Genomic DNA, 12320 nt, shown 5'->3' with positions numbered 1-12320 from the left:
ACCACGGCGCGGCTTTTCCTATTCCAGCTCGATGACGCCCGACTTCCAGTGCTCGTGCTTGCCGAGCTTCGTCTGTTCCGCCGCGTCCGCGATCTGCAACAAAGCGTTTGCCAGTGTCCGGAGATTCGCAGGATAAAAGTCTTGCCCGTTCCCCATCGCAGAGTCGAGCGTGACGAGCGCAGCACCGTGCCGGTCCTTGCATAGCCTGTATTCGAGTCGCTTCATGCCGTGTTCTCCTGTCTAGCTCGCGCGGCCGGCGCGAGCGCATTTCCGTGCTCAATAGCTCAATCAGCTTCCCAGTCATCCACGCCGGGGTGAACTTCTATCGCGACCCACGTTCCCTGCGCGTCTTGCCCCATTCCGAATACGAAGATTTTGAGCGGTATGACCGGCGGAGAGATCTGCCCTTTGCTACGATGGCCGTGCCACATACACTGGATCTGGTCCGCCGCAGCAGCTGAGATCTTCACCTCCCTCACTTGCTCTGGTGGGGCATACAAACCAAGCTCGACGCCGTGAACCTCGCTATGTGCGATTGCCGCACTCGCAAGTTGCCTCTTCAACCCCTCGACGTCCGGCAAGCTGTTCCAACGATCTGGAACAAGTGAAGTGAAGTTCAGGCAAATAACCTTGTGCAATCTACGCTCCTTCGATGTGAGTCAATACGGACCTTGCTCGTTGCTTGCTTTTCCCGGCGCGTGACCGGCCTTTCCGATCTATCTGAACATCACGCGACGACATGCTGTCAGGCTACTCGGCCCAGTCTGGCCGTACACGCGCAGTCGGCATTCGCCGGAGACATTCGTAATTTCAGTTTTACCCAATGCGTGCAAAGGCCCGCTAACTCGATTTCCAATCGCAACATCCTCACCTAAACCGGGGCGAACGCGCTGAATGAGTTCGAAAACGACGTAATCACCTTGATCGATGTGGATAAGGAACATCCCCCGCCGATCTTCGATTTCCTCCAGCGTGCCTTCGTAGATGGCACTTCTCGTTTGCCTGCGGTAAATCATTGTAGTTCTCCTACCGAACAGCAAGAACAGACCTCATCTGTTCGAAGGTCGTACGTACCAAGCCTGTGACGTTCGTCAAAATATCGCGGCCGGTATCCTGCCCGAGGCGACGAACCCCAATACGGGCCTCGTAAATTTCATCTTGCGCAGCGCCATGAAATTCAATGCGCTTAACCCACTCTTCCTCGTCATCAAGCACAGGGCGCACGTCTTCTCTTTCGCCAAGGTAAGCCACCAAAGCCTCCATGGCGACGAACCGCATCTTCGTCTTGCCTCCCTCTTTGAACACCTTGAGCAGCCGCTCATTTGCGACAGCATTTGGGAGAAGTGCGATTTCCGTCAAAACGGTGTAGGGCTGATCCTTGTCTTGCTGAACATAAGTCAGGAAGATCCCTATTTGCCCATCACGTTCGCCACTCCGAATCGACCAGTCTGTGTGATTGTCGGCACTCACTGAGCGTGCCAGTGATGCGTTCGAAATTTTGGCGACTCCTTCGAGAACCGTCCGCAATCCGGCGTCAAAATCCGTTCTGAAGTCCGCATAAAACTTATCGCGGAGAAACATTGGCAAAGCGCAGTCTTCTAGGAGAATTGGCATGACTACCACGCGCTTCTCGTCCAGTTCCCGAAAAAGTCCCGCTGTGAGTTCCTTTTTGCACCACTCCGACTCCACTGAAGCTTTCGACAAGACGACCAGCAAGGCGCTGGCGCCTTCAACCGCGCTCTGAACCTTGTCGATCAAGGAGTCACCTAGCGACAGTTCCCAACGGTCCAGCCAAACATGGACTTTCTCACGGACCAACTGGCCTGCTAAATCATCGACGAACTCGCGGTTCGCGTGGGAGTAGCTGATAAAAATTGGCATGTGCTTTTCCTTTGCCGTCGACATGGACCGTTCGATCGTGACGGTCAAATCACTCCACTTACCACCGACGCGAGCCTAACCGGATCGCCGTCTATCAAACGTTTAACGGCAGATAGGCTGGAAACCCCAATCAATTGTTGAATGAGCTTCAGCGAGCGTCCGTCACGGTGCAGCCTGACAACAAAAGTGCGGCGCGCGGCGCTGGCGTTGCCGTGCTCGATGCCGGCCTGTTGATGAAGCCGCCGCACAATTTCGGTCAATGACTCGCACGAATAGCTAACCGCGCCCGCGGGCGTCGTCCGACGCGTAAAGCTGAATGGCTCGCCGTCCCCGGTCAGGAACAGCGGGCTATTGGGGTCCAGCCCACGGAAGGCAACTAGCGAGGTAGTCACGGCGTGTCGCGCATCCAATCTGCATTGCAGGTAGTCGTCAATGGCAGCGCAGATTTTCTGACTGGCCCACAGCAGCGGTCGCCGCTTGCCGTTGAACGCGATTTCGGGCCGCAAGCTTGCCTCTACGACACAGCGCCCATCCGGCATGAGGTAGTCGGACACTTGAAGTTTTGCTACCTCGTTTGGCGTCAGACCGGTTCCATAGAACACAAGGAGCAAAGCAACGTCGCGTTTCGCGTTTTGCCCCGTGACGGAGGCCACCTTTACCGCATGACGAAGCTGATGTTGTTCAATGACAGGGGACTTAGCCATCCCGTAACGCATCTCAAATTGGTCGCATTACGAGACAGTATGGGCGCCGAGCACCGCGAATGCAATTGGCGCGTAATGGATTGCGGACCTCCTCGGAAAAATGCTTCGCTCGGAGGTGTGCGAAAGGGCAGGGCTCTTTCCTGCCGGATTCGCGCGGTGACGATCGCGTGTGAAGTGGGCGGGCAAAATCGTAGACCGTTAGACCTTCTGGACGGGGTGCCGGTAACGCCCGACTGGCAGCAAGCGATGCGCAAGTTTAGTGTCGTCACGATCCGACCAGCTCAAGCTGCCATTCGATGTTCGTAGTAGGGGCGATGACGGTCGTCGAGGATCGCGTACTGCGCCGCAAGATCGCGTGGATCCGGATTGAGCCACGCGTCGATATGCTCCGGCTTGATGGGAATGATGCAACGATCATGACCCGCGGCGGCAATCTCCGGCGGCGGCTCATCGGTGATGGCTGCGAACGACAGAAGGTCCGGCTCGCCAGGGGCCTGCCAGTGTGACCACAGGCAGGCGACGAGCATGTCCTGAGCGGGCAGTGGCTTGAACTCCAGGACCACGTTTTCCTCCAGTTCGCCTTCAGCGAGCTCGCGCCCTTCAAGGCGATGTCGTTTCACGTTTTCATAGAACGCATTCGCGACGATAAGTCCGTGCGAATACCCAAAGACGCCCTTCCAGAAGCCTTCGAGGTTGTCAAGCCTGGCATTGTAGAGTCCGGGATATTTCTTGTCGTAGAACGCAGGCTTGCCAGCCGGGCGACAGTGATATCGCATCGGCTTGATGACGCGCTTGCCGTCTTCCATGACCATCACCGGAGCATAGTTACCGGGGAAAATTCGCGAGTCGCGGTCTTTCAGTTCGGTGCGACGGAGATCGTCGAGCCCGCGCAGCGCCGACTCGATCTTGCTGGTTGCGATCCGTTTGCTTTCGGTGGCCGCCTTCGTCGTCTTGCCCTGAAGTGTGCGTTCCGCGTCGGCGAGTCGCGCGCGCTGCTTGAACAGTTCCTGCTCCAGCCTGGTTGCCTGATCGCCGTTGAACCGGTCGATCGCCTCCCTGATCCGACGTTCCTCGTCGGTCTGGGGCACTGAGAACGCGGCGTCCATCGCCTTTGGAATCTTGATGTTGCTGCCCTCGGCGCGTTCCCAGTACAGCTGTGCGAACTCGCGAATGCTCATGTGTGCGCCAAACATCCGGACGTACTTGCGGTAGTCCGCCTGGATCTGGGCTGAATAGCACATGGTCACTCTCCTTGAAGGATTGGGCGTCAATATGGTACGCCGGTTCCTAATGGAAGTTTCGCGTCGACGTGATGAGCGAGCCGAGCAGATGGGACGCGTCAACCAGCCGGTGCGCGACGAGATGACGAACCTCACCCTCGCGCTGCCAGACGCCGTACACGGCAAGAAGTGACGCGCCGAGCGCTTCGCGCCGCTGCTTTTCCAGCAGGGACGGCCAGATGATGACGTTGACCTGCCCGGTCTCATCTTCCAGGGTGATGAACATCACCCCCTTCGCCGTGCCGGGGCGTTGCCGGACCGTCACGATGCCGCAGGCACGCGCGAGCTGTCCGTTCCGGAAGCCCGCCAGTGTCGACGCCGGCAGCCATCGCTGGGCGAGCAGGCGAGGGCGCAGCAGTTCCAGCGGGTGCCGGCCGAGCGTCAGGCCCAGGGTCCGGTAATCACTGACGATCTGCTGGCCTTCTGTCATCGGCGCGAGGACCGGCGTCGCGTCGTCATTGGTGGCCCCGCGCAGCAGATCCCGGTCGGGTACCGCAGCCACCGCCTGCCAGAGTGCCGCGCGCCGGTCGCCGGCGAGCGGGCGAAGTGCGTCGGCCGCCGCGAGCGCCTGCAGATCCTTGCGATCGAGCTGCGCGCGTCGCGCGAGGTCTGATACGTCGGCGAACGATCGGACCGCGCGCGCGAGCTCGATGCGCGCGGCGGCTTCTTCCTTCAGGCCGCGCACCAGCGACATGCCGAGGCGCACCGGCGCGCGCGTCGAGTCGCCCTTGACCGTCGAATCCCAGTTGCTGAGCGTCACGTCGACGGGCAGCACTTTCACACCATGGCGCCTGGCATCCTGCACGAGCTGTGACGGCGAATAGAAACCCATCGGCTGGCTGTTGAGCATTGCGACGAGAAACGCGACCGGTTCATGCTGCTTCAGCCATGCACTCGCGTAGACCAGCAGCGCGAAGCTTGCCGCGTGACTTTCCGGAAAGCCGTACTCGCCGAACCCCTGGATCTGCGCAAAGATGGCTTCGGCAAACTCGCGGTCGTAGCCGCGCTCGAGCATCCCGTTCACGATGCGATCGTAGTAGGCGTCGAGTCCACCCTTGCGGCGCCATGCGGCCATCGCGCGCCGCAGCTGGTCGGCCTCGCCGGCGGTGAATCCGGCCGCGAGCATCGCGACCTGCATCACCTGTTCCTGAAAGATCGGCACGCCGAGCGTGCGCGAAAGCGCCTGCTCCATCTGCGGGCTCGGATAGGTGACGGGCTCCAGTCCCTGCCGCCGGCGCAGGTAGGGATGCACCATGCCGCCTTGCACCGGGCCCGGGCGCACGATTGCCACCTCGATCACGAGATCGTAGAAGCTGCGCGGCTGCAGGCGGGGCAGCATGCTCATCTGCGCGCGCGACTCGATCTGGAATACGCCAACGGTATCGGCGCGACAGATCATCCCGTAGGTGTCGGGATCTTCGGCAGGAATGTCCTGCAGCTCGAACGGCTCGCCGCGCTTTTCTGAAATGATGTCGAGGGCGCGGCGGATGGCTGACAGCATGCCGAGTGCGAGCACGTCGATCTTCAGCAGGCCAAGCGCCTCGATATCGTCCTTGTCCCACTGGATGATCGAGCGGTCGGCCATCGCAGCGTTCTCGATCGGCACCAGCCTCGACAGCTTGCCGCGGCTGATCACGAAGCCGCCGCTGTGCTGCGATAGATGTCGCGGAAAACCCACCAGCAGTGCGGCGAATGTCGCCCACTGCACGATCAGCGGCGACGCGGGATCGAGCCCGGCTTCGGCGAAACGGTTCAGCAGATCGCCGCTCGAATCGAACCACTGATGGGCCTTCGCGACGCGAACAACGATCGCCGGATCCACACCGAGCGCCTTGCCCGATTCGCGCAGCGCGCTGCGCGGGCGGTAAGTTGTCACCGCAGCCGTCAATGCTGCGCGATCGCGCCCGTACTTGCGATAGATGTACTGCACGACTTCCTCGCGGCGCTGATGCTCGAAGTCCACATCGATATCAGGCGGCTCGCCGCGCTCTTTCGAGATGAACCGCTCGAACAGCATCGTGGAGCGCGCGGGATCCACTTCGGTCACACCCAGGGCGAAGCACACGGCCGAGTTGGCCGCCGACCCGCGCCCCTGGCAAAGGATGCCCTCGCTGCGCGCGAACCGGACGATGTCGTAGACCGTCAGAAAGTACGGCTCGTAGCGCAGATCCCCGATCAGCGCGAGTTCGTGTTCGATCTGCAGTTGCACCTGATGGGGGACGCCTTCCGGCCAGCGGCGATGCGCGCCAATGTAGGTTTCCTGCCGCAGGTAGCTTGTCGGCGTATGGCCGACCGGCACCAGCTCGTCGGGATACTCATAGCGCAGCTCGTCGAGCGAAAACGTGCACAGGTGCGCGATCCGCAGCGTCTCCTCAAGCATGCGCTGCGGGTACAGGTTGGCGAGTCGCAGGCGTGATCGCAGATGCTGCTCTGCGTTGGGCGCGAGATCATAGCCGCACTCGGCGACCGGTTTGCCAATCCGGATCGCAGTGAGGACATCCTGCAGCGGTTTGCGCGAGCGCACATGCATGACAGGTGCGCCGGTCGCCGCAACGGGAATGCCGTGGCGCGCAGCGACGTGTTCGACGGTACCTCGGTGGATGTCATCCATTGCACGCGCGTGCAATGTCAGTGCAACCCACGCGCGATCGCCGAAGGTCTGGGCGAACCACTCGATCTGCGTATCCAGCCTCTCTTCGTCGGCCGGGTAGTCCGGTGACAGGATCGCGATGCAGTCCGGCAGTCCCCGCAGGTGCCCGAAGGGCTTCTCGGGGTGCGCGAGATCCAGGGGGGCAATCCGGTAGCTGCCTTTGTGTGCGCGCATGCGGCCGAGCGTGATCAGCTCGGACAGGTTGCCGTAGCCTTCGCGTGTCATCGCCAGCGCGGTGAATGACAGGGCAGGCGTGCCGTCGGCGTTGGTCAGATGGAAGTGTGACCCGACGATGAACGGCAGACCGGCCTTCTTCGCCTCGACGTGGGCACGCACAACGCCGGCCAGCGAGCATTCATCCGTGATGGCCAGTGCGGCATAGCCCAGTTGCGCTGCACGTGCAGCGAGATCTTCGGCGTGGGATGCGCCGTGCAGAAAGGAGAAGTTGGACGCGCACTGAAGCTCCGCATAGTCGGGCAGTGCGCCGTAGGTCGGCGCCATGGACGATCACCCGAACAGGCCGTGCAGGAACCAGCGCGGCTCGCGATCGTCGCGCGCGCCCGTGCGTTCACGGAACACCCAGTAGTGCACCGCATCGCCGGATTCGGCGACAAAGTAATCCCGCGTCACCAGGTGTCCGTCCTGCCAGCCGCCCTCGATACGTTCGGCCGGCGACACCATACGCAGCGGGGTGCCGTAGAACGGACGGTGGCCGCGCATGATGAGCTGCACGGGACTGTCGAGCAGCCACGTCGGCCGCGGAAGGCTGGACGATGGCGGCAGGGACCTGACGGTCTCACCGATGGGTATCCAGCGCGCGGCGACCTCGGGGCGGTGGTCGGCGACGGGCGCCGCCCGAGTGACATTCTGGGCGCCGAGCCGGGCGACGAGCAGTTCCATCAGGCGCGCATGATCCTGTGGCGACCCGCCAGGCTCAGGAAACAGCGATTCGCTGGGTGCGTCCGCTTCGCGCACGTCCTTCGCGTCGAGACGAACGGCGATGACCGGCGCGGCCAGTTCGACGCGGCCCAGCCGTTCTTTCAGAAGACGCACGAGGTGGTCCTCGCGCGACGTCGGTTCCGCAAGGGCAACTTCGATTGCTGTCGGCGGCACCGCCGCGCGGCCGCGCTCGTGCTCGAGCTCAAGCACAAGCCGCGCGATTGCATGCTGTCGGGCCGACAGCCAGCCGGTCATCTGCAGGATCAGGCGCCGCGCCGCGAACAGCACGGCCTCTGCGTGCTCGATCCGGTCGGGCAGTTCGAGCCGCGCACTGAAGGCGGGAGGCATCTCGAGCCATTCATACACTTCCGGTGCCGCGCCCGTCGCGCGATCGAGCGCATCCAGCAGCGCCGTGCCGCAGCGTTTCTTGAGGCCTGCGCGGGGCAGGCGCCGGACGTCATCCACCGTTTCGCATCCCAGGCCGTCGAACCATTCGGCGTAGGGGCGCGCTGGCGGCACGGCAGGTAACGGCACGCGATGCAGTGCGCGGTCGACGGATCGCAACGTGAGGGCAATGCCACCCGAGGACCGGGCGAAGAGCCACGCGGCCTGCCCTGTTGGCGCAACAGCAAGCGTTGCCGTTACGCCGAACGCGATCACCGTTTCGCGCGCAAGTCGGCGCAGCGGGCGAATACCGCCAAAGAGCCGCAGGCTCGCCGATACGTCGGCAAGTACGACGGCTTCTTCAGCCAGCACCACGTGGGGGGTGAACTGCAGCAGGGCGAACGCCACGCCGCGAACAAGCTCTGCTTCACGGGTGAGATCACGCTCCCGGATAACCGCGTCGGGCGCGAGCGTCAGCACGCCACCGCGGCGCATGCCGGCCACGATCCCGGCGGAATGCGCCGCGCGGTCGAGCGCGACAACGCGGTCCTTCTCCAGCACGACAAACCCGGCCTCATTGCGTGGCGTCGACCAGCGCGGGAGAAACGACTCGAGGGCGAGGTGCGGCAGATGTACGCCGATCCAGAGTTGCATATCGGCTCAACAGGGCAGGTGAAGGTACGAGAGGAACAAAAACGGGTTCGTCGCGCTGTGGTCCGCGGCGCTTGACGAACGTCACTTCAATGCCGCCTTTCGTCGCGCGCAGCGCAAGCCGCAGCGGCGCCGGCGACGTCGCCTGGGCGGCCGCGAGCGGGCGAAACAGGAACAGCAGGGTGTCCGAAGCCTGCGCGGCCAGATGCAGGCGCCGGAGCGCTTCCTGCCGCACTTCGGCCTGCCAGAAGAGCAGGGCGCCGCAGGTACCGGCACGCAGGATCTGCTCGGCGGCCCACAGCGCATCAGCCGTGCGTGGTGCGCGCAACACGCAGGCCTGTCCTGCGGGAACGCCCAGCCACGCCAGTCCGGCGGGTTGTAGCCGATGCGGCGGCTGCAGCAGGAGCAACGGGCGGGATCCGACGGTCGCCAGTGCTGGCTGCAGCAGACGCAGTTCACCGCAGCCCGGCTGCGGCACGAGCAGCTCTGTAAGCGCACCGGCGGGCCAGCCGCCGCCCGCCAGTTCGGCGGCCAGCGCAGTGTGACCGCACGACACCACCCGGTCGAAGCCGGCGGCCAGCTGCGACGCGCGCCACAAGGCGGGGTGGATGTCTTCGGGGTGACGCGGCAGAGCGCTCATGGGGCAATAGCACTGTATGGATATACAGTGTCTAGTGTAGCGCTTATCCCGCGAAAATGTAAAAGGGGAAGTCAGGAGGCTGCGGACGGGGGCTTTTCGTCGCCCCGTCGGCGACCCGGTCGAGGGCCTGCCCAGCCAGCACGCCATCCATGGCGGACTCGTGTGCCTCTTATCCGAACTCACGATGACGCGAGTACGGCAGGAGTAGCTGTTCCTAGATGACAGTGTGGAAAATGCAATCGTCACTTGCCCGAACTGCCACCGCGAGGCGCACTTTGGAGCGCCTCAGCAAGTGCCGCTCGCATCGACGTTTCCTTAAAAGCATTCCCAAGCAGACACAGGATAGCAGCCGATACTGATTTTTCTTGCCTTTCTATCTGTCGTTTACTATCGTTATGAATCAAATGGTGACTGACATGACAGAATACGACGGATGGCTCTCTCTTGAAGAGACTGCGACCTACTTGGGAATGGGTAAGACCGCGCTGTATGCGATGGCGCGCGAGGGCCGCATCCCGGCGCGGAAGATCGGCAAGAAATGGATCTTTGAGAAAATCGGGCTCGATCAGTGGGTGCGCACCGCTCGGCCCCTGCAGTCGTTCTTCCTTGACGCTGATTTCACAATCGACGGAAACGACCACCTCCGCGACCCGCAACGCGAGGGCTATTTGCGCACCTATGAGTTCTTCCGGGCCGGAAAGAATAAGGCGATCCTTCAAATTCCAGTCGGATGCGGCAAGACCGGCCTAGCGTCTCTGCTGCCATTTGGACTCTCCGCAGGCAGAGTCATTGTTATCGCGCCCAATCTCACCATCAAGGACGGGCTTTACGAAGCGATGGACGTCACCAACCGCCAGAAATGCTTTTGGCGGAAAGCGGGCGTGTTGAGCGCTGACCAGATGTTGTCTGGGCCGATGGCCTGCACGCTTGATAGCGGCAACATTTCGATCGCGACAAAGTCCCACATCGTCATCACGAATGTCCATCAGCTCGCAACCAACGTTGATAAGTGGTTGACTCAATTTCCCGATGACTTTTTCGACATGATCATCGTGGACGAAGCGCACCACAGTGCGGCGGCTAGTTGGCAGAAAGTCATAGAGCGCTTTCCAAACGCAAAGGTCATCCTGCTCACGGCGACCCCATTTAGAAGCGATCGCCAGGAACTCGATGGCGAACTGGTGTTTCGGTATCCGTTCCGAAACGCTACTCTGAAAGGCTATATCAAGCGCCTAAAGGCAAGCTACGTCGCTCCCTCGACCATTGAGCTCGGTTTTTCGGATGCCGGCGGCCGAACGTACACCTTGGAAGAAGTGCTGAAGCTCAAGGAGGAAGAATGGTTCAGCCGCGGCGTGGCGCTCGCCAGGCTTTGCAACAAACACATCGTCGATAGCAGTCTGCAGAAGCTTGAGGAGCTTCGGCAAAGCGGGACGCAGCACCAACTCATCGCTGTTGCATGCTCCATTAACCACGCGCGAGAAATCCGTTCGCTATATCAAGAGCGCGGCTTCAACGCTGACGTTATCCATAGCAAGCAGACGGAGGATGAGCAGGCCGCCATTCTTGCGGCTCTACGCAACGGGTCGCTCGATTGCATCATCCAGGTGCAGATGCTGGGCGAGGGATTCGATCACCCCAAGTTGAGCGTTGCAGCGATTTTCCGCCCGTTCCGGTCGTTGGCTCCATACATCCAATTTGTCGGGCGCATCATGCGGGTCGTTGTGCAGAACGATCCGAGCCATCCCGACAATGTCGGCCATATAGTCACCCATCTGGGGATGAATCTGGACGAACGCCTGAAGGAATTCAAGCAGTTCGAGAACGATGACCAAGCCTTTTGGGACAAGGTCATTGGGGGCGACGAACCGGAAGTGCCTCAAGGGGTGCTCGACGGTGCCGCGCGGCTCCGTGCCGGCGATCAGGTCGTGGTGCATGGAGAAATTGTCGATTCTTTGTGGGAGGAAGATTTCACGTCAGTCGAGGACACGCAGATCGTGGCCGATCTCCGCGAACGTTTGAAGCTCCTCGGCCTCGACGACAGCAAAGCTGAGGAAATGGTTCGGCTCGCGCAGCAGTCTCCCTTACGCAAGAATTCACCCACCGAACCCTTCATGGTTCAGCCGCAGCGAGAGTGGGAAGAGGCCAGGAAACGGATGCAGGAGCAGGCCAAGCGCCTCGCGAATGTATTGCTGAACCACGTTGAGCTCAAGCAGACCGGCAACGAAATGGTCTACAAATACAAATCCCTGAAGCTCACTGGGAGGAACAACTACATCTGCGCGTTGATGATGGTGAACAAGGAAATGGAGAAGCGCCTCGGCAAAGAGAGGCAACAGGCCACAACGGAGGAATTCCGCTCCGTCCTCGATAATCTGGATGATCTGCTGCAAGTGCTTGTAAGGCGTGTTCGCAAAGCAAAGGCGGAATATGACAAAATCGACTCCTAAAGGGCGTACACCTTCGCTAATTGGAGGAACCAACGGCCGCCCCAAACGGGTCCCCGTCAAGCGCCTCAGCGAATGCTATCGCTGCCACGATGATCTCGTCGCGGGAACGACCTGTATCGAAATTCCAAAGCTTGGTTCGGCCTATTCGACTGATCGGCGTGTGTGCGATGCGTGCTTCCAACTCATTTTGCGCCAGACAGACGATGACCTTGCCGAAATTAGGAATCTTTAAGTGCCGGACGCGTTGGCCGCCGTTTCATCGTTACCGATGTCGGTCTTTTTGCCACAAGGTTCCGCATGCGGGCCAATAGCTGTTGATGCTTATCAAGAGTTGTTTCAAACCAGTCAATCTGCTGCTGGAGATAGTCAGCGTCTCCGTGTTCCGCAAACGCGGTGCCTTTGGCCTGAATATTGACGAGAGTCTGCTGGGCCGCAACTAGCTGTATCAAAGCGACCGGAAAAGGCGTGCTGGGCGTTGCGTGACTCGTTGGTCGTTTCTGTTGCGCGGAGTCCGAACGAAAGCCTTGATCTGCCGTGAGCCAAACGCCAGAAAACGCAACACCGGCAAACATACCAGTCCGGTTGAATCTTGGTACCTACGGCGCACTCTTGCGCACCCGATGCTGGCCGGTAGCCAGTTCGAAAGAGGCAGACATGAAACCTAGCGCATCGCAGTTTGTTGACAGATAGGGGTCGGCTCAGAATTCGGAAAAAATCGTACGCTAAGCTGCTTGCAGGGGGCGT

At 61.0% G+C, this 12320-nt stretch carries 11 protein-coding genes; 1 reads left to right on the top strand and 10 read right to left on the bottom strand.

Annotated elements, in window-relative coordinates; translation table 11 throughout:
* Nucleotides 1-18: 18 nt before the first annotated feature.
* The 9 genes from M0D64_RS41325 to imuA form a co-directional block, all read right to left on the bottom strand.
* Nucleotides 19-225 (bottom strand): hypothetical protein, encoded by a 207-nt coding sequence (locus tag M0D64_RS41325; RefSeq protein ID WP_266261872.1) that lies wholly within the window; start codon nucleotides 223-225, stop codon nucleotides 19-21.
* Between the two features lie 59 nt (nucleotides 226-284).
* On the bottom strand, nucleotides 285-638 hold the full coding sequence (locus M0D64_RS41320) for a hypothetical protein (RefSeq protein ID WP_266261871.1): 354 nt from the start codon (nucleotides 636-638) through the stop codon (nucleotides 285-287).
* A gap of 78 nt (nucleotides 639-716) precedes the next feature.
* On the bottom strand, nucleotides 717-1016 hold the full coding sequence (locus M0D64_RS41315) for a hypothetical protein (RefSeq protein WP_266261870.1): 300 nt from the start codon (nucleotides 1014-1016) through the stop codon (nucleotides 717-719).
* 10 nt (nucleotides 1017-1026) lie between these two features.
* The gene (locus M0D64_RS41310) at nucleotides 1027-1929 is read right to left on the bottom strand and encodes a toll/interleukin-1 receptor domain-containing protein (RefSeq protein WP_266261869.1); all 903 of its coding nucleotides are present in this window, start codon (nucleotides 1927-1929) and stop codon (nucleotides 1027-1029) included.
* Nucleotides 1926-2585, bottom strand: coding sequence for a site-specific integrase (locus tag M0D64_RS41305; RefSeq protein WP_266261868.1), 660 nt, complete (start codon nucleotides 2583-2585; stop codon nucleotides 1926-1928). The genes M0D64_RS41310 and M0D64_RS41305 overlap by 4 nt, the downstream gene beginning before the upstream one ends.
* A gap of 281 nt (nucleotides 2586-2866) precedes the next feature.
* Nucleotides 2867-3826, bottom strand: a complete 960-nt coding sequence (locus M0D64_RS41300; protein ID WP_266261906.1) for an SOS response-associated peptidase family protein — start codon at nucleotides 3824-3826, stop codon at nucleotides 2867-2869.
* A gap of 46 nt (nucleotides 3827-3872) precedes the next feature.
* Nucleotides 3873-7016 carry an error-prone DNA polymerase gene (locus M0D64_RS41295; protein ID WP_266261867.1) on the bottom strand — a complete coding sequence of 1048 codons (3144 nt, stop codon included), beginning with the start codon at nucleotides 7014-7016 and terminating at the stop codon, nucleotides 3873-3875.
* A 6-nt stretch (nucleotides 7017-7022) separates the two neighbouring features.
* On the bottom strand, nucleotides 7023-8492 hold the full coding sequence (locus M0D64_RS41290; RefSeq protein ID WP_266261866.1) for a DNA polymerase Y family protein: 1470 nt from the start codon (nucleotides 8490-8492) through the stop codon (nucleotides 7023-7025).
* The gene (gene imuA / locus M0D64_RS41285) at nucleotides 8413-9129 is read right to left on the bottom strand and encodes a translesion DNA synthesis-associated protein ImuA (RefSeq protein ID WP_266261865.1); all 717 of its coding nucleotides are present in this window, start codon (nucleotides 9127-9129) and stop codon (nucleotides 8413-8415) included. Before imuA ends, M0D64_RS41290 begins: the two co-directional genes overlap by 80 nt.
* Nucleotides 9130-9545: 416 nt before the next feature.
* On the opposite strand from imuA, the gene M0D64_RS41280 reads away from it, so the two are divergent.
* Complete coding sequence (locus tag M0D64_RS41280; RefSeq protein WP_266261864.1) at nucleotides 9546-11576, top strand: DEAD/DEAH box helicase; 2031 nt, start codon at nucleotides 9546-9548, stop codon at nucleotides 11574-11576.
* A 218-nt stretch (nucleotides 11577-11794) separates the two neighbouring features.
* Here the strand turns inward: M0D64_RS41280 and M0D64_RS41275 are convergent, their stop codons facing one another.
* The gene (locus M0D64_RS41275; RefSeq protein ID WP_266261863.1) at nucleotides 11795-12148 is read right to left on the bottom strand and encodes a hypothetical protein; all 354 of its coding nucleotides are present in this window, start codon (nucleotides 12146-12148) and stop codon (nucleotides 11795-11797) included.
* Nucleotides 12149-12320: the final 172 nt, after the last annotated feature.

It is taken from the genome of Paraburkholderia sp. WS6 (assembly GCF_030464835.1).
GTDB lineage: Bacteria > Pseudomonadota > Gammaproteobacteria > Burkholderiales > Burkholderiaceae > Paraburkholderia > Paraburkholderia madseniana.
The sequence above is the reverse complement of the archived record's forward strand: the minus strand, read 5'-3'. Positions and strand labels throughout refer to the sequence as shown.